The organism is Alsobacter sp. R-9 (assembly GCF_054612375.1).
Genome location: NZ_JBTSWJ010000003.1, coordinates 239,866 through 259,560, shown reverse-complemented (window position 1 = coordinate 259,560; position 19,695 = coordinate 239,866). Strand labels below are relative to the sequence as shown.

Sequence of the window (19,695 nt, the reverse complement as noted above, 5' to 3'; positions counted from 1 at the left end):
ATGATGGGCGCCACTCCCTGTGCCCACCTGTCGTGCGTAGGCTCCTGACAACAGGACCAATTTCATTGAGGTACGCCCATCGGTGGCGTGGAGGTCGCGCTTGCGGCGGTACCGTCGGGGCGTGTATGACCAAGGCAACGGCCTGAGAGAGGCCACGGCACGGCAGAGCGACGAGGAAACGCCATGGCGCAGGGCGCGATCTATCCGGATCTCGAGGGCAAGGTCGTCATCGTAACCGGCGGCGGCAGCGGCATCGGCGAGTCCATCGTCCAGCACTTCGCACGGCAGAAGGCCAGGGTTGGCTTCCTCGACATCAACCGTCCTGCCTCAGACGGCGTGGTCGCGGCGATGGAAAAGGCCGGGACGCCGGTTGCGTTCCGACACTGCGACCTCACCGACATCGGTGCGCTGCGCGAGGCCATCGCGGGCCTTCGCAAGGAGCTCGGCCCCGTGGGAGTGCTCGTCAACAACGCCGCGCACGACGAGCGCCACAAGATGGAGGACGTGACCGAGGCCTACTGGGACCAGCGGATCGCGGTGAACCTCAAGCACCAGTTCTTCTGCGCCCAGGCCGTTATCGAGGACATGAAGGCCGCACGCAGCGGTTCCATCATCAACTTCGGGTCGACGTCCTGGATGGCCGGCCAGGGCGGCATGGCCGCCTACACTGCGGCGAAGTCGGCGGTCATCGGGCTCACCCGCTCGCTCGCCCGCGACTTCGGCCCCTACAACATCCGCTGCAACGCCATCGCGCCCGGCTGGATCATGACCCAGCGGCAGATCGACCTCTGGCTGACGCCGGAGGGCGAGCGGGAGCTGATGAACCGCCAGTGCCTGAAGCGCAAGCTCGTGCCGGCCGACATCGCGAAGTTCACGGTGTTCCTCGCCTCCGACGAGGCGGGCGCCTGCACCAACCAGCACTACGTGGTGGACGGCGGCTGGGTCTGATAGCGTCCGGCGGTCGAGACTTCGTGGCCGGGAGGACCCCCGTTTGGCACAACCGGCACTGATCGCGATCGACTGGGGCACCTCGCGGCTGCGGGCATGGCTCCTCGGCGAGGACGGCGCCGTGGTCGCCACCGAGAGCGCAGACGACGGCATCCTGACCGTCCCGCCGGGCGGCTTTCCCGAGACGCTGCGTCGAAACGTCGGGTCATGGCTGGACGCTCATCCACGGCTGCCGGTCGTCATGGCGGGCATGATCGGCAGCCGCAACGGCTGGTTCGAGGCGCCTTACGTCTCATGCCCCACGGACGTCTCGGGGATCGCCAAGTCTCTGGCCCGGGTCGACATCGGAGGCGGTCGCACCGCGGCGATCGTGCCCGGCCTGTCCTGTCGCGACGCCGCCGGCGTGCCGGACGTCCTGCGCGGGGAGGAGACGAAGCTCGCCGGATGCGGGCTTTCCGACGGGACGGTCGTGATGCCGGGGACGCACGGGAAGTGGGCGCAGCTGCGCGGCGGCACCATCCGCTCCTTCGCGACCTTCATGACGGGCGAATTGTTTGCCACGTTCAAGGACCACACGATCCTCGGGCGGCTGGCCGAGGAACCGGCGGACGAGGCTGGATTTGCAAAAGGGCTTGCTGCGGCAAGACGCCCCGGCGGCCTGACGCACCAGTTGTTCGCAGCCCGCTCGTCGGTGCTGCTGGGAGACATGCCGGGCGCGCAGGTCTCGCCGTTCCTCTCCGGGCTCCTCATCGGGACCGAGATCGACCATGCGCTGGCCATGGGAACGCCGGACGAGGAGATCGTGCTCGTGGCGGAAGGCGCCTACGCCCGCGCCTACTCGACTGCCTTGACGGACCGTGGACGGCGCCACCGCGTTGCTGCGCCCGACGTCGTCTTCCTCGCCGGCCTTCGCGCCATCTCTGCTGCGGCGGGCGACGGGTTCTGAGGAGCGTGCCATGTCCCATCTCGCCACTTTCGAGACCGCGTTCGCGCGCTGCCCGCTGATCGCGATCCTGAGAGGCATCAGGCCGGACGAAGCCGTTCCCGTCGGCGAGACGCTGGTCGAGGCCGGCTTCACGATCATCGAGGTGCCGCTGAACTCCCCCTCGCCGCTCGACAGCATCCGCGCACTCGGCTCCGCCCTCGCCGGCCGGGCCGTCGTCGGCGCTGGCACGGTCTATCGATCGCGGGAGGTCGACGACGTGGCCGCGGCCGGAGGACAGATCATCGTCTCGCCCAACGCGAGCCCGAGCGTGATCGCGCAGAGCAAGGCGCTGGGACTGGTGTCGGCTCCAGGGGTCATGACGCCCACGGAGGCCATGGCGGCGCTCGACGCCGGTGCCGACGTGCTCAAGCTCTTTCCCGGCGAGGTGATCGGCCCTGCCGGGGCGAAGGCCATGGCTGCCGTTCTGCCGGCAGGGACGCGGCTGGTGATGGTGGGGGGCGTCACGCCCCAGTCCCTCAAGGAGTATCGCGGCGGGCCCGTGCACGGCTTCGGCATCGGCTCGGCGCTCTACAGGCCGGGGCTCGACGTGGCGGCTGTGCGGGAGCGGGCCGAAGCCTTCGTCTCGGCGTGGCAGGCCACCTGAGGACAATCGGATGATCGTCGTCTTCGGCTCCGTCAACGTCGACTTCGTTACCCGCGTGCCGGCCATCCCCCGACCCGGCGAAACGGTGCTGGGGCCCGGCTACGCCGTCATTCCCGGGGGCAAGGGCGCGAACCAGGCCCTGGCCGCGCGACGGGCCGGCGCCGCGGTACGGCTGGCGGGAGCGGTGGGAGACGATCCTTTCGCTGACATCGCGCTTTCGCTGCTCGTCGCCGATGGCGTCGACTGTACCTGCGTGGCGCGGGTCGGTGCGCCGACGGGAGCGGCGTTCATTAGCGTCGATGCGGCCGGCGAGAACGCAATCGTGGTCGCGGCCGGTGCGAATGCCGCCGCGTCGGCATCGTCTCTCGACGATCACCCATGGACGGAGCGCGATACGCTGCTGCTGCAGAGGGAGGTTCCGGAGGAGCAGGCAACGCAGGTCGCAGCCAGGGCCCGTGCCGCCGGTGCCCGCGTGATCCTGAATGCCGCCCCGGCTGGAGCCATCCCGGCGGACCTGATGGCCGCGCTCTCGGTGCTCATCGTCAACGAGCACGAGGTGGCGGTGGTGGGAGGAGCGCTCGGGCTGAAGGGCGAGCCCGATGGCATCGCGCGGGAGATCGATGCCCGGCACGGCGTCGCGACCGTCGTGACCTTGGGCGCAGAGGGAGCCGTCGGCTGGACGGGAGGTGTGCGACGGAGGGTCCCCGCGATGCCGGTGACCGTCGTCGACACCACGGCGGCCGGCGACACCTTCTGCGGCGCTTTCGCGGCAGCCCTCGACGCCGGCTTCGGCTTCACGCTCGCCCTCGCCCGCGCCGCTGCCGCCGGGAGCCTCGCCTGCGCCGCTGCGGGCGCCCAGACGAGCATTCCGCGCAAAGTTGCGATCGACGAGGCCGTTGCCGGGTTCCAGGCCTGACCTCGTCGTGGTGAACCGGCGGTTGCCGTGCGCGCTCGATTGCATGCGATCGTCCGCACGGCGGTGAAAGCGTTGGCTGCCATCATCATGCCGGTCCGAACAGACGGTTCCGTCCATGATGAAGGTCGCAGTCCCCGCCGTCATCCTGATCGCCGCCGCGTGGGGCGGCGCGCACATGGCGCGCGGCGTGGCGACGACCGGCAATGCGCCAGGGAGCGGTTCTGCCAGCGCGGCCGCCAGGTCGGCACCGGAGACCGGGAGCGTCGTGATGCTGGCCCAGGATTCGCGGGGCCACTTCATGGCGCAGCCTCAGATCAACGGCGTCAGGCTTTCGATGCTCGTCGACACCGGGGCGTCGACCGTGGCCCTTTCCGCCGAGGATGCCTCGCGCGCCGGCTATTTCCCCTCGGCCAACGATTTTCGCGTCAGCGTGAGCACGGCGAACGGTGTCATCAAGGCCGCGCCGGTCCGGATCCGCGAGATGCAGATCGACCGCATTCGCCTGCAGGACGTCGACGCACTGGTCATGCCCAGCGGTCGGCTGCAGACGAGCCTTCTCGGGATGTCATTCCTGAAGCGGCTCTCCAGCTTTACCGTGAACAGCGGAACCCTCGTCCTCAGACAGTGACCTTTCGGTCGATCCGTGCGATGTGCGGTTCAGAGAGCGCGCCGGCAGGCGTGCGAGTCCGCCTTGCAATGGGGCTTCGATGCCGATGACGATGAAGGCAGAACACGCCGCTTTCCCGACGCCTGTCGCCTCCCTGCGCCCCAACACGCTGGCCTACGAGACCCAGCCGATGGTGAAGCCGACGGGCTTCCGCGAGTACGACGCGCGCTGGCTGTTCGAGAAGGAGATCAACCTCATGGGCGTCCAGGCCCTTGGCATGGGCCTCGGCACGCTCATCCGGGAACTGGGCGTGAAGCCGGAAGTGGTCACCGGGCACGACTTCCGCGGCTACTCGGCTTCGATCAAGATCGCGCTGACGAGCGGGCTGATGGCCGCCGGCTGCACGGTACACGACATCGGGCTCGCGATCTCGCCCATGGCCTACTTCGCCCAGTTTGATCTCGACGTGCCGTGCGTGGCGATGGTGACGGCCTCGCACAACGACAACGGATGGACCGGCGTGAAGATGGGTGCACAGCGCCCCGTGACCTTCGGGCCGCAGGAGATGTCGCGGCTCAAGGAGATCGTGCTGTCGGGCGCCTTCCGGACGGCGCCGGGCGGGTCCTACCGCTTCGTCGAGAACTTCCCGGCCCGGTACGCCGCCGACCTGACCCGGCGCGCGCCCTTCAAGCGTCGGATCAAGGCCATCGCGGCGTGCGGCAACGGCACGGCCGGTGCTTTCGCGCCGGGCATCCTCGAGGCGCTGGGCGTCGAGGTCATCCCGCTCGACACCGAGCTCGACCACACGTTCCCGCGCTACAACCCGAACCCCGAGGACATGGAGATGCTGCATGCGATGGCGCATGCAGTGCGCGAGCACGGAGCCGACCTCGCGCTGGGCTTCGACGGCGACGGCGACCGCTGCGGCGTGGTCGACAACGAGGGCAACGAGATCTTTGCCGACAAGATCGGCGTGATGCTCGCGCGCGATCTCTCCTCGCTGCATCCGGGGGCGACGTTCGTCGTCGACGTGAAGTCGACCGGCCTCTTCGCGTCCGACCCGGTTCTGGCCGCCAACGGCGTCAGGGCGGACTACTGGAAGACGGGCCACTCTTACATCAAGCGCCGCGTGCAGGATCTCGGCGCCCTCGCCGGCTTCGAGAAGTCAGGGCACTTCTTCTTCAACGCGCCCGTGGGCCGCGGCTACGACGACGGCCTTGTCACCGCGATCGCGGTGCTCGACATGTTGGACCGCAACCCCGGCCGCTCGATGGCGGACCTCTACCGGGCCCTTCCCAGGACCTTCGGCACGCCGACCATGTCGCCCCACTGCGCCGACGAGGTGAAGTATGACGTCGTCGATCGCGTTACGCAGCGGATGGAAGCGCTGCGGGCGTCGGGAGAACGGCTCGCCGGCCATTCGATCACCGACATCGTGACCGTCAACGGGGTGCGCGTGACGGTGGACGACGGCACATGGGGGCTGGTGCGCGCCTCGTCGAACAAGCCCGAGCTTGTTGTGGTCATCGAGAGCCCCGTGGCGGAGGGGCGCATGCGGGAGATGTTCGCCGCGGTGGACGCGATCCTGCGCGAGAACCCCGAGGTCGGAGCCTACAACCAGTCGATCTGAAGCCCCGGGCGGCGTTCCGGCGCCGCAGGTCAGGTGCAGGGGCCGGTGGTCGGGTTGGGAATGCCGTTGTTGGCGAGGTCGCTGCGCTCGACATAGGTCGACATGCGCGGCCGCATGTAGATCTTCTCGGTCATCGTCATCGACCCGGTGAGCACGTAGCCGATCACGGGCTTGTAGGTGAATTCCACCTCGGCAAAGATGATCGATGTCCCGGGCTCGGCCCGCAGCGCGGATGGGATCTGGGTCTGGTTGAGGAGGGTGCCGCGCGCGTAGGCGGACCACCCCTGCTGGTAGCTCCAGCATACAGAGGCCGGATTGGCGACCTTCGGGTCGGGCGAGCCAGAGCCCGAGATCGCGACGCTGGTGATCCGGATCTTGGCATTCGCCGTCGACAGCGGCGAGAGCACGGCGCTCGCGGCCGCAACGATGCCGTTCATGTCGGTGGCGTTGAGCTTCGAGGACTGCGTCGTCAGATCTGCGACCGTTCTTGCCAGGAGGACCACGCGGCGGTCGGCGTTGAGCGCCTGGCTTACCTCGACCGACCCGATGTACAGCGTCAGCATGACCGGCAGCAGCAGGGCAAACTCGACCGCCGCGACCGCCTTCCGGTCACGCGCGAAGCGTGCCAGCACGCGGCGGGCGCGCGAAGGCCGCTGCCGCGACGCGACGGGCGTGACGTGAACGGGAGGGGTGGCCGACATCAGTTGTAGGGTTCGTTCTTGAACGCGGCCGAAGCCATGATGAGCAGGCGGTTGTTGGCGAGGTTCACCATCGTCTGGCCGATCAGGGGCACGACGATGGGGTACTCGATCGCCGCACGAACGACGACGATCTGGTTGGGGCCGCCGGGCACGAAGCCGAAGCCCGTGCTGTCCAGCTTGCCGTTCTTGATCGGCGGCGGCGGCGCAGTGGCCGAGGCGAAGTTCGGGAAGGTCTGGACGTCGACCTGCAGCAGGTTCGGGCAGTCGAAGGTCGCCTTCACGCGCTTGCAGACCTCCGTCTTGAAGTCCACCCCGGTGTACTTCGCATTCTGGGCCTGGCCCGTCATGATCAGCCGCGAGGCGTCCGTGACGGCGGTCTGCAGGACCTGTCCCGTCATGTGCACCATCGACGTCTCGAAGATCGCGTAGACGAGGCTCAGGAACGGGATCGCCAGCATGGCGAATTCCACGGCAGTCGAGCCGCGACGGTCGCGACCGAACCGGGACAAGAGCCGGGCTCCGCCGCGGCCCTTCTGCCCGCACCGTTCACCGCCCGTCTTCGACAGCATCAGACGCCTCCGTCTCGTGAGACTGCTCTCACTTGGGAACGTCAGGATGCACCCGGGAGGTTTTTCAACCGTTGATGCTTGATTATCGTTTTGGTTACGCTTAACCGGCGGTGCACAGGATCGATCAAGAGCAATCGATCGAGTCTGGCATTACTTCGCCAGGCCGTTGCGGTTCGCCGTCTGCCCCGAAACGCCGTCGAAGTGCCGCTGGACGTCGCCAAGGCTCAGCGTGGGCTGGCACTTGGGCGTGCACGAGTAGGTCTCGCGCTCGAGGCCCCTCTGGAGGACGAGGGTATCCTCGGTCGGCGCTTCCACCTTGATGATCGATTCCCCGATGACGGCTCCCGTGGAGTCCTGTGCAATCAGGTTCGTGGTTCCATAGCTCTTGCCGGTGACGACCATCGAGCCGTTCTTCTGGACGCTCACGTCGGCGATCATCGGGTTTCCGATGATGATGGTGTTCGTGCGCGGCGGGAGCTTGAGCACCTGCGCATGGTCGGTCTTCACGGTGATCGCGTCCAGAGCGACCGCAGGCGTGGTCGCGACGACCGACGCGGCGAGGAGGATCCCCAATGACCTCTTCAGCATGGCGAAAGCGCTCCACACGACCGGGCCAACCCCTGGGTGAAACGAGGTTGATGCAACCTTTATTTGCCTGCGGAATGGTGAACAATTCCTCAACGCACCTGCATGCCGGATCCGCCCTTTCGTGCACCGGGGCGGCCACGTCGATTCTCCAGCGTTGATTGCAAGCGTTCCCGCCATCGACGGGCGGATTCACTCGGATTGCGAAGAAAAGATTAATCGCGTGGTAACCGATGCGGTCTTTTCGACCCTAGGTTGTTTATTCGGCATTCGAATTAACTTGGCCGCAACACGGCGCCGATAGCGTCCGCTCCGCTCAGGCCGAAAGGCACAACAAACAAGCGACCGGCTGACGGGCCAACAGACGACAGGAGCCAAACATGACGACCCTCTTCTCCCGCTTCATGAACGACGAGTCCGGCGCTACCGCGATCGAGTACGGCCTGATCGCGGCCATCATCGCCGTCGGCCTGATCAGCGCGCTCGGCACGCTGAAGGGCAACCTCTCGCAGACGTTCACGAACATCGGCAATGCGGTGAAGTCGGCGAACTGACCCCGCCAACTCGCTTCGGACGAAGGGGCCCCGGCATCGTCCGGGGCCTTTGCATTCGCGGCGGTAACCGGCCGACAACAACCCCGCGCTAGCGTCGGGGCTCCGTTTCGACAGGACCCCCAGGCGTGACCGATCTGCTGATCCTGCTCCTCTTTCCGGCCCTGATGGCCTATGCGGCCTCGAGCGACCTTGTGTCGATGCGGATCTCCAACAAGGTCTCGCTGACCCTTGTCTGCGGCTTCATCGTCGTGTCGCTGGCGCTCGGGCTTCCGCTCGCGGCGTATGGCTGGCACCTCGCCGCGGGCGGGCTCGTGCTGGCGATCACGTTCGGCATGTTCGCGGCCGGATGGATCGGCGGGGGAGACGCCAAGCTCGCGGCCGCGACGGCCCTCTGGCTGGGCTGGGACAGCCTGCTCGACTACGGGATCGCCGCGTCGCTGTTCGGCGGGGCGCTGACGCTCGGCCTGCTTCAGTTCCGCACCTTCCCCCTGCCTCGCGTGGCCGCCAACATGCCGTGGCTCCTCCACCTTCATCATCCCAAGACGGGCATTCCCTACGGCATCGCCCTCGCCGCGGGGGGACTCGCCGTCTACCCGGGCAGCCCGCTATGGCGACTCGCGACCGGAGGCTGAAGGCCGGTCGCGGCCGGCCATGAGCCCGCGACGGGTGATCGCAAAGGTTTGATCACGCCCGTTTTTCCCGCATTACGCGAATTTTCAACGTTTCCTTAACCATAAGAAGACGATCGTCACGGCTGTAATCCGGACTGTGCCCCGCACCAGCAACGGACCAACAGGCGTCATGAACCCCGCTCGTCTCCTCGTTCTCGGCATCGCCCTCGTCGCCGGCGTCGTCGCGGCCTATCTGGCCTCCGGCACCTCGGAGGCGCCTGCTCCCGCGCCGGTCGTCCAGCAGTCGATCCGGACGACGGACGTCCTCGTCGCGGCGGTGGAGATCCCGCTGGGATCGACGATCACCGGCAAGGAACTGCGGTGGCAGACCTGGCCCGCCGACGGCACCTCGCCCGGCATGGTGACCAAGGCCGAGCAGCCCAACGCGCTGACCGAGTTCGGCGGAGCCATCGCGCGGATGGCCATGATCCCGGGCGAACCGATCCGTACCGAGAAGATCATCAAGGCGAACCAGGGCGGCGTCATGTCGGCGCTGCTTCCCTCCGGTTCGCGGGCCCTTGCCATCACCATCGACAACCGCGGCGCCAACACCGCCGGCGGCTTCATCCTCCCGAACGACCGCGTCGACGTGATCCGCACCTCGCGTGACGAGGCGGCCTCGAAGGTCACCGGCACCGACGTCTTCGTCAGCGAGACGCTGCTGCGCAACGTGCGGGTGCTGGCGATCGGCCAGAACATCCAGGAGCGCAACGGCGAGAAGGTGGTGGTCGGCGAGACGGCGACGCTCGAACTCGACCCGCGCCAGGTCGAGATTATCTCGCTGGCCCAGCGGCTGGGCCAGCTCTCCCTGTCCCTGCGCAGCCTGCAGGACGCCAACAAGGCCGACAACGTCGCGGCGCGCACCGACGACGACAGCCTGACGATCGTGCGGTACGGCACCGCATCGCAGCGGTGACGATCATGACGCGACGGAACCCGACAGCCATGGCACGCAGCGAGATGAGCACCTCCCCATCCCTTCCGCCGATCGCCCGTCAGGTCGCCTTCGCGGCCATCGCGCTCTTGGCGGCCTCGCTGCCGCTCTCGGCGCAGACGACGGTCATCCCGACCAACATCACGGTCACCGAGTCGGACGCCGGGAACCCACGGCGCATCGAGCTGGGTATCGGCAAGTCGGTGATCGTCGATCTTCCGCGCGACGCCAAGGAGGTGTTCGTCGCCAACCCGAAGGTCGCCAACGCGGTCGTCCGCTCCAGCCGGAAGATCTTCATCATCGGCCAGGCCGACGGGCAGACCAATGTCGTGATCATGGACGGCGAGGGCCGGCAGATCGCCAACATCGACATCAACATCGGGCGCGACCTGAACCTCCTGCGCCGCACGCTCAAGGCGGCGATGCCGTCGAGCCAGATCAACGTGGTGCCGGTCGGCGACACGATCGTCCTCACGGGGCAGGTGGCGTCCGCGGGAGACGCCCTGCAGGCCATGGACATCGCCAAGGGCTTCGTGTCGACAAGCGCGGTGGGCGGCGTCGCGGTGGCCGGCCAGGTCGTCAACTCGCTGACGGTCAAGGGCAAGGACCAGGTCATGCTCAAGGTGACCGTGGCCGAGATCCAGCGCGTCGTCCTCAAGCAGCTGGGCATCAACGTCGCGGGCGAATGGCAGATCGGCAACATTGCCGGCAGCTTCGTCACCGACAACCCGCTCACGCTGCAGCGGCAGGTCATCTCGGACACGCTCGCCCGCGGCGGTCTGGGCGGCAGCACGAACGTGGCCCTGAGGGCCGCCGAACGCGCCGGCCTGATGCGGACCCTCGCCGAGCCGACCCTGACGGCGATCTCGGGCGAGAGCGCCAAGTTCACCGCCGGCGGCGACATCCCGGTGCCGTCCGGCGAGTCGTGCACGACCAACATCCTCAACCAACAGCAATGCGTGATCAGCGTCACCTACCGCCAGATCGGCGTGGCGCTGAACTTCACGCCGATCGTGCAGTCGGAAGGCCGGATCAGCCTGCACGTCTCGACCGAGGTCACCGACCTCGACTACGAGAACCAGCTGCGCGCCGTCGCCTCGAACGCGCCGGCCTTCAAGACCCGCAAGATGGAGACGACTGTCGAGCTGCCTTCGGGCGCCTCGCTGATGTCCGCCGGCCTGATGCAGCACTCCAGCGGCCAGGTGATCAACGGCGTCCCCGGCCTGATGAACCTACCGATCCTCGGCGCCCTGTTCCGGTCCCGCGACTACGAGCGGCGCGAGACCGAGCTGCTGATCATGGTCACGCCCTACATCGCCAAGGCCAACAGCCAGTCGGCGCTGGCCCGGCCGGACGACGGGTACTCCGACTCCAGCGACCCGCAGGCGATCCTGCTCGGCCGCCTCAACCGCATCTACGGCGCCGCCGGCGCCCCTGCCCCCGCCTCGTACCGCGGCCGGGCCGGCTTCGTGATCGACTGACGCACAGAGGGACGACCGCGATGGCTCCGCGCTCCACCGACCAAAGGCCGCCCCTGCGTGCTCTCCGGCGTGTCGCCGCACTCGCCCTGCTCGCGGCTCCGCTCGCCGCGTGCCAGTCGGACGGCATGACCACGGGATCCACCTATCCCGACGACTACCGGCTCCGCCATCCGATCGCCCTCGTCAACGCGCCGACGGATCTCGACCTCTTCGTCGGCCGGAACGCGCCGGGCCTCGACCCCCGGCAGGCGCAGGACCTGCGCCAGTTCGTCGCCGACTACCGGATGCACGGACAGGGCCCGATCATGATGTTCGTGCCCTCGCCCGGCGCCGGCCGCAGCCACCAGGGCGCCGCCGCGGTGCGCTCGGGCCTCGCGGCGAACGGCGTCCCGCACGGCCTCGTCCGCAGCACCACCTACGAGGCGCCGGCCGGCGAGATCGCCTCGCCGGTGCGCCTGTCGTACACCAAGCTGCAGGCCAAGGTGATGACGCAGTGCGGCAACTTCAACCAGGACATCACTGGCACAGGCGCCACGCTGCAGGGGTGGCAGAACAAGCCCTACTTCAACGCGGGATGCGCCTACCAGACGGCGATCGCCGCGCAGGTCGAGGATCCCCTCGACCTCCAGCGCCCGCGGGCCGAGACACGGCCTGACGTGCTTCGCCGCATGAAGGTCTTCGACGACGCGCGCAAGGGCACCGATCCCTCCACGCAGTGGAAGAGCGAAGCGGCGAGCGTCGCCAACAGCGTCGCGACGGGAGGCAACTGACGATGGCCAACGCTGCCAGCCCGGGACGTCTGGACGGCACAGAGGCGGGGGTCCACGTGGGCCCCGTGCCGCGGATTGCCATCCAGGCCTTCTGCGAGACGCCCGATGTCGCCACCGTCATCGAGCAGGCCAGCGCCGACCGGCGCATGAACAAGGCCTTCCTGAAGGTTCAGATGGGCGGCGCACCGGCGGCGGTCGAGATGTACCGCACCGCCCCGACGCCCAACGTGATCGTGCTCGAGTTCGCGGCCGGAGACGGCCCGAAGCTCCTGTCGTCCCTGGATGAGCTCTCGGAGAGCTGCGACGCGGGCACCAAGGTCCTCGTCATCGGCCACGTGAACGACGTCGGGCTCTACCGCGAGCTGATCCGTCGCGGCGTCAGCGAGTACCTGATCACGCCGGTGGACACGCTCGGCTTCATCGGCGCGCTGTCCGACCTCTACAACGCGCCGGGGGCGGAACCTCTGGGACGCACCATCGCCGTCACGGGCACCAAGGGCGGCGTCGGCTCCTCCACGATCGCCCACAACATCGGCTGGTCGATCGCCAAGGCGCTCTCCACCGCCACCGTGATCGCCGACATGGACCTCGGCTTCGGCACGGCCGGCCTCGACTTCAACCAGGATCCGCCGCAGGGCATCGCCGAGGCCGTGTTCTCGCCCGAGCGCCTCGATGCGAACTTCCTGGACCGCCTCCTGTCCAAGTGCTCGGAGACGCTCAGCCTGCTCGCGGCCCCCGCGACGCTGGACCGGCTCTACGACTTCCAGGAAACGAGCTTCGACGGGGTGATCGAGATCCTGCGCAGCTCGACGCCCTGCATCGTGCTCGACATCCCGCACGTCTGGACCGCGTGGTCGCGCCGGATGATGATCGGCGCGGACGACATCGTCCTCGTCGCGTCGCCCGACCTCGCGAACCTGCGCAACGCGAAGGTCCTGATGGACGTCCTGCGCTCGGCACGCCCCAACGACCGCAAGCCCAAGCTCGTCCTCAACATGGCCGGCGTTCCCAAGCGGCCGGAGATCCCGGTGGCCGACTTCGCCAAGGCGCTCGAGTGCGAGCCGTCGGCGGTCATCCCGTTCGACCCGCAGCTCTTTGGCACCGCGGCCAACAACGGCCAGATGATCGCCGAGGTCCAGGCCAACGGAAAGATCAACGAGGCGCTCGTCGACCTCGCCCGGGTCCTGATCGGGCGCGTCGAGACCAAGAAGCACAAGGGTTCGATCCTCGCCCCGCTGCTCGGGAGGCTTCGCAGGCGGGCGTGACGACGCGCGCAACCTGAGGTGGCAGGCTTAGCAATTCGGTAAATCGCGCACGGCAGATTTTGGAACCAGGATGTTCGGCAAGCGCTCCCAGTTCGGCGTCACACCCGCCGCCCCGCCGCCCCCGACGGCCGCGGCGCTGGCGCCGGCGCGCGCGCCGGACCCCGTGAGCCCGGCGATGCCGATGCCGGGCGCCGCAGCTCCTCCGAAGGCGGCCCCGGTCGACCGGGCGAAGTCCGAGGAGTACTACCAGACCAAGAGCACGATCTTCGGCGCCCTGATCGAGGCGATCGACCTCTCGCAGCTGTCCAAGCTGGAGAGCGAGGCGGCGCGCGAGGAAATCCGCGACATCGTCAACGAGATCATCGCGCTCAAGAACCTCGTGATGTCGATCGCCGAGCAGGAGGAACTGCTCGACGACATCTGCAACGACGTCCTCGGCTACGGGCCGCTGGAGCCGCTGCTGGCGCGCGACGACATCGCCGACATCATGGTCAACGGGCCGACACGGACCTACATCGAAGTGGGCGGCAAGATCCAGCTGACGAACGTCCGATTCCGTGACGCCGGGCAGTTGATGAACATCTGCCAGCGCATCGTCAGTCAGGTCGGCCGCCGCGTCGACGAAGCCTCGCCGATCTGCGACGCGCGCCTGCCCGACGGCTCGCGCGTCAACGTGATCGCGCCGCCGCTCGCCATCGATGGCGCCGCCCTCACCATCCGTAAGTTCAAGAAGGACAAGCTGACCCTCGAGCAGCTGGTCAAGTTCGCCTCGATCTCGCCGGAGGGTGCCGACGTCCTCAAGATCGTCGGCCGCGTGCGCTGCAACGTTGTCGTCTCAGGCGGCACAGGCTCGGGCAAGACCACCCTGCTGAACTGCCTGACGCGCTACATCGACGACGACGAGCGCATCATCACCTGCGAGGACGCAGCGGAACTGCAGCTCCAGCAGCCGCACACGGTACGCCTCGAGACGCGCCCGCCCAACCTCGAGGGCCAGGGCGCCATCACGATGCGCGACCTCGTCAAGAACTGCCTGCGCATGCGTCCCGAGCGCATCATCGTCGGCGAGGTGCGCGGACCGGAGGCGTTTGACCTCCTGCAGGCCATGAACACGGGCCATGACGGCTCGATGGGCACGCTGCACGCCAACTCGCCGCGCGAGGCCCTGAGCCGTATCGAGTCCATGATCACGATGGGCGGCTTCTCGCTGCCGTCGCGCACCATCCGCGAAATGATCGTGTCGTCCGTCGACGTCATCGTGCAGGCCGCACGCCTGCGCGACGGTTCGCGCCGCATCACGCACATCACGGAGGTGGTGGGCATGGAAGGCGACACCATCGTCACGCAGGACCTCGTCGTCTACCGCATCATGGGCGAGGACCAGAACGGCCGCCTGATCGGCAAGCACATGTCGACCGGCATCGGACGCCCCAGGATGTGGGAGCGCGCCCGCTACTACGGCGAGGAGAAGCGGCTGGCCGCCGCGCTCGACGCCATGGAGGTGGCGGATGAAGCCAAGACTACCTGACGCCGCCCCGATTTCGCGCGCGGAGCCCGGCCCATGGACATGAGCCGCCTCGCCGTCGGCGCCCTCGCCGCCCTCGCGGTCGGCGGGGTGGCCTACGCGCTCGTCTACCCGTACATCTCCGGCACGCGCCGCGGCGAGCAACGCACGAAGGCGCTCGTCGGACAGCCCGTGCGAAACGCCGCGGCGCGCCAGGCGGCCGTCTCCCAGACGAACCGCAAGGAGAAGATCGCGACCAGCCTTCGCGAGCTCGAGAGCCGCCAGAAGGAGATCACGAAGCTCACGCTGGAACGCCGGCTGATGCAGGCGGGCCTCGACTGGGACAAGAAGAAGTTCTTCCTCGTCAGCGTCATCATGGGCCTCGTCACCGCCATCGTCCTGATGGTGGCGCTCGGCAACCCGATCGGCGCGGCCGTGGGCATGTTCGTCGGCTCGCTCGGCCTGCCGCGTTTCATGCTCAACTACCTGAAGAAGCGGCGCATCAAGCGCTTCACGGACGAGTTGCCGAACGCCATGGACGTGATCGTCCGCGGCATCCGCTCCGGCCTGCCGCTCAACGACTGCATGCGCATGATCGCCAACGAGGCGCAGGAACCGCTGAAGACCGAGTTCCGCACCATCATGGAAGCGACGACGATGGGCATGCCCGTCGGCGAGGCGGTGATGAAGCTCTACGAGCGCGTTCCGGTGCCGGAGGCGAACTTCTTCGCGATCGTCATCAACATCCAGGCGAAGTCTGGCGGCAACCTGTCCGAGGTGCTGAACAATCTCTCGCGCGTCATTCGCGACCGCAAGCGCATGCGCGGCAAGATCAGCGCCATGAGCATGGAGGCGAAGGCCTCGGCGGCGATCATCGGCTCGCTGCCGATCGTCGTCGGCGTGCTCGTCTACGGCACCAGCCCCGACTACATCAGCCTGCTGTGGACCACGATCCATGGCCGCATCTGGATGGGCATCGGCGCGTTCATGATGCTGCTGGGCGTCCTGGTCATGCGCAAGATGATCAACTTCGACATCTGAAGGCGACGCGATGCTGCCCTCGATCGCCTACAAACTGACGGATCCGCAGTTCATCGTCATGGCACTGTCGGCCATCGCCGCCGCGGCCACGGTGCTCGCGCTGGCGATGCCGCTCCTCGCCTCCGACCAGCTCAACAAGCGGATGAAGGCGGTCGCCGTCGAGCGCGACATGATCCGGGCCCGCGAGCGCGAGAGGCTCAACCGCCAGGGACAGGAGCAACGGCCGACGCTGCGCCAGCAGCCGAAGGCCTACATGAAGCACGTCGTCGAGCAGTTCCAGCTCGGCAAATGGCTCGGCACGGACGACGCCAAGGCCAAGCTGACGATGGCCGGCTACCGAGGCCCGCAGGCCGAGATCGGCTTCCTCTTCTTCCGCCTCGTGATGCCGATCACGATGTTCGTGGTGGCGACCGTCTGGGCGTTCTTCTTCTGGCAGACCGACCAGCCGTCCATGGTCAAGTTCGCGGTTTCGCTTGGCGGCGCCTTCGTCGGCATCAAGGCGCCGGAGATCTATCTCAAGAACCAGATCACCAAGCGCCAGCAGTCGATGCGCCTCGCCTTCCCGGACGCGCTGGACCTGCTGCTGATCTGCGTCGAGTCCGGCATGTCGATCGAGCAGGCGTTCCGCCGCGTCGCCCAGGAGATCGGCACCCAGTCGATCCCGCTCGCGGAGGAACTCTCGCTCGTGACGGCGGAACTGTCGTTCCTGCAGGATCGTCGCCAGGCCTACGAGAACCTTTCCAACCGCACCGGCCTCGATACGGTGAAGAGCGTCGCCACGGCCCTCGTGCAGGCCGAGCGCTACGGCACGCCGCTCGGGCAGGCTCTGCGCGTGCTCGCCCAGGAAGGACGCGACGAGCGCATGAACGCCGCCGAGAAGAAGGCCGCCGCGCTGCCGCCCAAGCTCACCGTTCCGATGATCCTGTTCTTCCTTCCCGTCCTGCTGATCGTCATCCTCGTGCCGGCGGTGATCCAGGTTTTCGGCTGGAACTGATGCACGCATCCGCAGATGTCCGGATGCCAGCCCGCCATCGCGCCGATGTAGCCTGCTGAGAACAGGTCATCCCCCGCCTGTCCGGGAGCGCACCAGACACTCCGCGTTGCACAGCCCCAGGGGGAAACATGTTCCGGAACGACCTCACCAGCCGCGAAACGCTCGGCCTCGTCGCGACGCTCGTCGCGGCGCCCATCGTCGGCGTCCTCGTCTTTGCCCTGATCTTCAAGGTGGCGCACAACGACGTCGGGATCATCTTCGCCGTCATCCTCGGCACCCTGTCGTTCGCCGCGGTCCCCGCCGTGATGGCGAAGATGTTCGCGACGCGACTGCACACGGGCGCGCCGGCACGCGCGCACTAGCCGCTGTGGGCGAAGGGCGGGCGAACCGGGCTCAATCGGCGGAAAGACGCTTGGGGTCCAGCGGTCAGTGGACCGTCAGGCTTACTGGTCCTCTGCGGACGCGGCCGGTGCCAGTGCGAGCGGACGGCCCTTCGCCGCGCTCGCGAATCCCGACGTGCCCGTCGCCGGGGACTTCGCGACGGTCGTCGTCTTGCCGCCGCCGTCGGCCGCCTTGATCTTCGCCCAGCTGTTGGGCTGCGACACCATCTGGCGCATCGACGCGACGGACTGCGCGGCCTCGACCGCGTTCATGTCGCGGCGGGCGACGGTCTCCGCCTCGCCGAACTTCCCCTGCAGGCCGAGGACGAGCGCGAGGTTCTGGCGCACGCGGGCATCGGCCGTGGGCTGCTCGGCGGCGAGCCGCAGCGTCTGCTCGGCCTGCGGCAACTGCTTGGAGAGCGCGTAGGACAGGCCGAGATTGGATAGAACGCCCGGGTCGTTCGGCTGGATCTTCAGGGCGGCGGCGTAGAGGCTCTGGGCCTGCAGGTGATCGCCCATCTGGTCGGCGACGGCGCCCTGGGCGGAGAGGATCCGCCAGTCCGGCCGCTCAGGCGTGTGCGAACGGGAGAGGACCTCCTGCGCCTGCTTCAGGTCGCCGTTCTCGGCGAGGGCCTTGCCGTAGGCGGCGAGGATGTCGGTGTCCTTCGGGCTCTTGAGCGCCGCGGACTGCAGCACCGCGACGGCCTGCTGTCGCTGATCCAGGGCACGCAGCGCGCGGGCGTAGTTGAGCGAAGCCGTCTTGTCGCCGGGCTTGGCGTCGTAGCGCTTGCCCCACTCGTCGGCATAGGCGCGCCACGCCTCGGGCGTGCCGCTCGCCGGGGTCGCCAGCGAGCCCGTCACGTCGCCGTCCTTCTTCAGGCAGCCGGCGGTCGCGAGGGCGAGAAGGGAAACGGCGGCCACCATCCGGAGGGTGCGGAAGGCGGACGAACGGTCCGGAACGGGCATGACCATGGCCTCGGCTCGCAATCTGCAACCGCTGCGCCGTCGATGCGACGTCAGCAACTCTTGGACGAGCAATAAAGCGTTAACCCTAACGCTTCGTTAAAGGCCCGGCGGGGGTCCGCTTCGGCGCTTGCCGCGGACCGGCGTCGTGCTATCAGCGACGGGCGATCCCAAGCCGGAGCCCGCCGTGCACCCTCTCCTCGTCGATGCTTCCGATCAGGCCGCCGCACAGGCGGTGCCGGTCCATGTGGTCACCGCCTCAGGCTGGCGCGATGCCGCGTCCACGGTGGCGGCCGCGGCTGTCGCCTTCGCCGACGCGCAGGGATACGACGGCGCGGCGGGGAAGATCCTCGCATTGCCGGGCCCGGACGGCTCCATCGCTGCGTGGCTGTTCGGCGCCGACACGACCGGGACACCGAACCCGTTCCATGCCGGGCGCCTCGCGACATCGCTGCCGGCCGGGGTCTACAGGCTGGAGGGCCTGCCCGGCCACGCCCACCTCGCGACGCTGTCCATCCTTCTCTCCGCCTATCGGTTCACGCGTTACCGCGCCCGCAACGGTGGAGGCGCGCGGTTCGTGGTTCCGGCGGGCGTCGATGCCGAGGCGGTGAGCCGCGAGGCCGAGGCCGTGGCGTTCGGCCGCGACCTCATCAACACGCCCTCGAACGACATGGGCCCGGCGGAACTCGAGAACCACGCCCGCGCTCTGACCGCGCGCTGCCGGGCGACGATACGGGTGACGACGGGCGACGATCTCCTTGCCGACAGCTTCCCGTTGATCCACGCCGTTGGTCGCGGATCGGCACGGGCACCGCGGCTGATCGACATCACCTGGGGCGATCCGGCCCATCCTCGCGTGACCCTCGTGGGCAAGGGCGTGTGCTTCGACACCGGCGGCCTGAACCTGAAGACCGACGCCGGCATGCTCCTCATGAAGAAGGACATGGGCGGCGCCGCGACGGCGCTGGCGGCGGCGCGGATCGTCATGGAGGCGAAGCTGCCGGTCCGCCTTCGCGTGCTCGTGCCGGCCGTCGAGAACAGCGTCTCCGGCACGTCGTTCCGCCCCGGAGACATCCTGAAGAGCCGCAAGGGCCTCACGGTGGAGATCGGGAACACGGACGCCGAGGGTCGCCTCATCCTGGCCGACGCGCTGGCGCTGGCGGACGAGGAGGAGCCCGCGCTGCTCGTCGACTTCGCCACCCTCACGGGTGCCGCCCGCGTGGCGCTGGGACCCGACCTGCCGCCGGTCTACACCGACGACGAGACGCTGGCCGCCGACATCGTGAGAATGGGTTCCGCCGTCAACGATCCGGTCTGGCGCATGCCGTTGTGGTCCGCCTACGATGCGATGATCGACAGCAAGATCGCCGACATGAACAACGTCTCGGGCGGATCCTTCGCCGGATCGGTCGTCGCAGCGCTTTTTCTGAGGCGTTTCGTGGAAAAGGCCAAGTCGTGGGCTCATTTCGACATCTTTGGGTGGGTACCGTCTGCCAAGCCCGGACGACCGGAGGGTGGCGAGCCACAGGCGGCCCGCCTCGTCGCAGCGCTGCTGCACGAGCGGTTCCCTCCACGCCCCTGACCCGGCCGGCG

General features: G+C 68.1%; 21 protein-coding genes. 17 read left to right on the top strand and 4 right to left on the bottom strand.

The genetic code is table 11. The features are described 5' to 3' along the window. The first annotated feature begins 183 nt into the window (after window positions 1–183). The 6 genes from ACX9GQ_RS06715 to ACX9GQ_RS06690 all read left to right on the top strand — a co-directional run bounded on the left by ACX9GQ_RS06715 (window position 184) and on the right by ACX9GQ_RS06690 (window position 5,690). A complete protein-coding gene (locus tag ACX9GQ_RS06715; protein ID WP_459628773.1) occupies window positions 184–948 on the top strand; it encodes an SDR family NAD(P)-dependent oxidoreductase in 765 nt (254 codons plus the stop codon). Window positions 949–991: 43 nt separating this feature from the next. Continuing rightward, window positions 992–1,894: a 2-dehydro-3-deoxygalactonokinase gene (locus ACX9GQ_RS06710; RefSeq protein ID WP_459628772.1), complete on the top strand. Its 903-nt coding sequence runs from the start codon at window positions 992–994 to the stop codon at window positions 1,892–1,894. 10 nt (window positions 1,895–1,904) lie between these two features. Then, on the top strand, window positions 1,905–2,537 hold the full coding sequence (locus tag ACX9GQ_RS06705; RefSeq protein WP_459628771.1) for a 2-dehydro-3-deoxy-6-phosphogalactonate aldolase: 633 nt from the start codon (window positions 1,905–1,907) through the stop codon (window positions 2,535–2,537). A 10-nt stretch (window positions 2,538–2,547) separates the two neighbouring features. After that, on the top strand, window positions 2,548–3,453 hold the full coding sequence (locus ACX9GQ_RS06700; RefSeq protein WP_459628770.1) for a ribokinase: 906 nt from the start codon (window positions 2,548–2,550) through the stop codon (window positions 3,451–3,453). Window positions 3,454–3,568: 115 nt separating this feature from the next. Then, window positions 3,569–4,081: a retropepsin-like aspartic protease family protein gene (locus ACX9GQ_RS06695; protein ID WP_459628769.1), complete on the top strand. Its 513-nt coding sequence runs from the start codon at window positions 3,569–3,571 to the stop codon at window positions 4,079–4,081. A 91-nt stretch (window positions 4,082–4,172) separates the two neighbouring features. After that, entirely contained in the window at window positions 4,173–5,690 is a 1,518-nt protein-coding gene (locus tag ACX9GQ_RS06690; protein ID WP_459628768.1) for a phosphomannomutase/phosphoglucomutase, read from the top strand. Window positions 5,691–5,719: 29 nt separating this feature from the next. Here the strand turns inward: ACX9GQ_RS06690 and ACX9GQ_RS06685 are convergent, their stop codons facing one another. The 3 genes from ACX9GQ_RS06685 to ACX9GQ_RS06675 all read right to left on the bottom strand — a co-directional run bounded on the left by ACX9GQ_RS06685 (window position 5,720) and on the right by ACX9GQ_RS06675 (window position 7,548). Then, window positions 5,720–6,391, bottom strand: a complete 672-nt coding sequence (locus ACX9GQ_RS06685; protein WP_459628767.1) for a TadE/TadG family type IV pilus assembly protein — start codon at window positions 6,389–6,391, stop codon at window positions 5,720–5,722. Next, window positions 6,391–6,960, bottom strand: a complete 570-nt coding sequence (locus tag ACX9GQ_RS06680) for a TadE/TadG family type IV pilus assembly protein (protein WP_459628766.1) — start codon at window positions 6,958–6,960, stop codon at window positions 6,391–6,393. Before ACX9GQ_RS06680 ends, ACX9GQ_RS06685 begins: the two co-directional genes overlap by 1 nt. Window positions 6,961–7,110: 150 nt before the next feature. After that, on the bottom strand, window positions 7,111–7,548 hold the full coding sequence (locus ACX9GQ_RS06675; RefSeq protein WP_459628765.1) for a pilus assembly protein N-terminal domain-containing protein: 438 nt from the start codon (window positions 7,546–7,548) through the stop codon (window positions 7,111–7,113). 377 nt (window positions 7,549–7,925) lie between these two features. On the opposite strand from ACX9GQ_RS06675, the gene ACX9GQ_RS06670 reads away from it, so the two are divergent. The 10 genes from ACX9GQ_RS06670 (at window position 7,926) to ACX9GQ_RS06625 (ending at window position 17,121) form a co-directional block, all read left to right on the top strand. Further along, a complete protein-coding gene (locus tag ACX9GQ_RS06670) occupies window positions 7,926–8,099 on the top strand; it encodes a Flp family type IVb pilin (protein WP_459628764.1) in 174 nt (57 codons plus the stop codon). A gap of 125 nt (window positions 8,100–8,224) precedes the next feature. Next, window positions 8,225–8,731 carry an A24 family peptidase gene (locus ACX9GQ_RS06665; RefSeq protein ID WP_459628763.1) on the top strand — a complete coding sequence of 169 codons (507 nt, stop codon included), beginning with the start codon at window positions 8,225–8,227 and terminating at the stop codon, window positions 8,729–8,731. Window positions 8,732–8,900: 169 nt separating this feature from the next. Then, window positions 8,901–9,686, top strand: coding sequence for a Flp pilus assembly protein CpaB (gene cpaB, locus ACX9GQ_RS06660; protein ID WP_459628762.1), 786 nt, complete (start codon window positions 8,901–8,903; stop codon window positions 9,684–9,686). Window positions 9,687–9,730: 44 nt separating this feature from the next. Then, on the top strand, window positions 9,731–11,185 hold the full coding sequence (locus tag ACX9GQ_RS06655) for a type II and III secretion system protein family protein (RefSeq protein ID WP_459628989.1): 1,455 nt from the start codon (window positions 9,731–9,733) through the stop codon (window positions 11,183–11,185). Between the two features lie 20 nt (window positions 11,186–11,205). After that, window positions 11,206–11,955 (top strand): CpaD family pilus assembly protein, encoded by a 750-nt coding sequence (locus tag ACX9GQ_RS06650; RefSeq protein WP_459628761.1) that lies wholly within the window; start codon window positions 11,206–11,208, stop codon window positions 11,953–11,955. Between the two features lie 2 nt (window positions 11,956–11,957). Next, on the top strand, window positions 11,958–13,220 hold the full coding sequence (locus tag ACX9GQ_RS06645; protein WP_459628760.1) for an AAA family ATPase: 1,263 nt from the start codon (window positions 11,958–11,960) through the stop codon (window positions 13,218–13,220). 70 nt (window positions 13,221–13,290) lie between these two features. Further along, a complete protein-coding gene (locus ACX9GQ_RS06640; protein ID WP_459628759.1) occupies window positions 13,291–14,748 on the top strand; it encodes a CpaF family protein in 1,458 nt (485 codons plus the stop codon). Window positions 14,749–14,781: 33 nt separating this feature from the next. Next, a complete protein-coding gene (locus tag ACX9GQ_RS06635) occupies window positions 14,782–15,765 on the top strand; it encodes a type II secretion system F family protein (RefSeq protein ID WP_459628758.1) in 984 nt (327 codons plus the stop codon). Between the two features lie 10 nt (window positions 15,766–15,775). Next, window positions 15,776–16,759, top strand: coding sequence for a type II secretion system F family protein (locus ACX9GQ_RS06630; RefSeq protein ID WP_459628757.1), 984 nt, complete (start codon window positions 15,776–15,778; stop codon window positions 16,757–16,759). A 128-nt stretch (window positions 16,760–16,887) separates the two neighbouring features. Beyond that, window positions 16,888–17,121, top strand: coding sequence for a hypothetical protein (locus tag ACX9GQ_RS06625; protein WP_459628756.1), 234 nt, complete (start codon window positions 16,888–16,890; stop codon window positions 17,119–17,121). Window positions 17,122–17,202: 81 nt separating this feature from the next. Here the strand turns inward: ACX9GQ_RS06625 and ACX9GQ_RS06620 are convergent, their stop codons facing one another. Continuing rightward, window positions 17,203–18,111, bottom strand: a complete 909-nt coding sequence (locus tag ACX9GQ_RS06620) for a tetratricopeptide repeat protein (RefSeq protein ID WP_459628755.1) — start codon at window positions 18,109–18,111, stop codon at window positions 17,203–17,205. A 178-nt stretch (window positions 18,112–18,289) separates the two neighbouring features. On the opposite strand from ACX9GQ_RS06620, the gene ACX9GQ_RS06615 reads away from it, so the two are divergent. Next, the gene (locus ACX9GQ_RS06615; RefSeq protein ID WP_459628988.1) at window positions 18,290–19,684 is read left to right on the top strand and encodes a leucyl aminopeptidase family protein; all 1,395 of its coding nucleotides are present in this window, start codon (window positions 18,290–18,292) and stop codon (window positions 19,682–19,684) included. The last annotated feature ends 11 nt before the right edge of the window (window positions 19,685–19,695 follow it).

Coding starts and splice junctions, on each gene's coding strand:
- ACX9GQ_RS06705 (WP_459628771.1), top strand. CDS start 1,905: ATGTCCCATCTCGCCACTTTCGAGACCGCGTTCGCGCGCTGCCCGCTG.
- ACX9GQ_RS06620 (WP_459628755.1), bottom strand. CDS start 18,111: ATGGTCATGCCCGTTCCGGACCGTTCGTCCGCCTTCCGCACCCTCCGG.
- ACX9GQ_RS06655 (WP_459628989.1), top strand. CDS start 9,731: ATGAGCACCTCCCCATCCCTTCCGCCGATCGCCCGTCAGGTCGCCTTC.
- ACX9GQ_RS06670 (WP_459628764.1), top strand. CDS start 7,926: ATGACGACCCTCTTCTCCCGCTTCATGAACGACGAGTCCGGCGCTACC.
- cpaB (WP_459628762.1), top strand. CDS start 8,901: ATGAACCCCGCTCGTCTCCTCGTTCTCGGCATCGCCCTCGTCGCCGGC.
- ACX9GQ_RS06645 (WP_459628760.1), top strand. CDS start 11,958: ATGGCCAACGCTGCCAGCCCGGGACGTCTGGACGGCACAGAGGCGGGG.
- ACX9GQ_RS06680 (WP_459628766.1), bottom strand. CDS start 6,960: ATGCTGTCGAAGACGGGCGGTGAACGGTGCGGGCAGAAGGGCCGCGGC.
- ACX9GQ_RS06715 (WP_459628773.1), top strand. CDS start 184: ATGGCGCAGGGCGCGATCTATCCGGATCTCGAGGGCAAGGTCGTCATC.
- ACX9GQ_RS06635 (WP_459628758.1), top strand. CDS start 14,782: ATGGACATGAGCCGCCTCGCCGTCGGCGCCCTCGCCGCCCTCGCGGTC.
- ACX9GQ_RS06650 (WP_459628761.1), top strand. CDS start 11,206: ATGGCTCCGCGCTCCACCGACCAAAGGCCGCCCCTGCGTGCTCTCCGG.
- ACX9GQ_RS06700 (WP_459628770.1), top strand. CDS start 2,548: ATGATCGTCGTCTTCGGCTCCGTCAACGTCGACTTCGTTACCCGCGTG.
- ACX9GQ_RS06625 (WP_459628756.1), top strand. CDS start 16,888: ATGTTCCGGAACGACCTCACCAGCCGCGAAACGCTCGGCCTCGTCGCG.
- ACX9GQ_RS06630 (WP_459628757.1), top strand. CDS start 15,776: ATGCTGCCCTCGATCGCCTACAAACTGACGGATCCGCAGTTCATCGTC.
- ACX9GQ_RS06690 (WP_459628768.1), top strand. CDS start 4,173: ATGAAGGCAGAACACGCCGCTTTCCCGACGCCTGTCGCCTCCCTGCGC.
- ACX9GQ_RS06695 (WP_459628769.1), top strand. CDS start 3,569: ATGATGAAGGTCGCAGTCCCCGCCGTCATCCTGATCGCCGCCGCGTGG.
- ACX9GQ_RS06685 (WP_459628767.1), bottom strand. CDS start 6,391: ATGTCGGCCACCCCTCCCGTTCACGTCACGCCCGTCGCGTCGCGGCAG.
- ACX9GQ_RS06675 (WP_459628765.1), bottom strand. CDS start 7,548: ATGCTGAAGAGGTCATTGGGGATCCTCCTCGCCGCGTCGGTCGTCGCG.
- ACX9GQ_RS06640 (WP_459628759.1), top strand. CDS start 13,291: ATGTTCGGCAAGCGCTCCCAGTTCGGCGTCACACCCGCCGCCCCGCCG.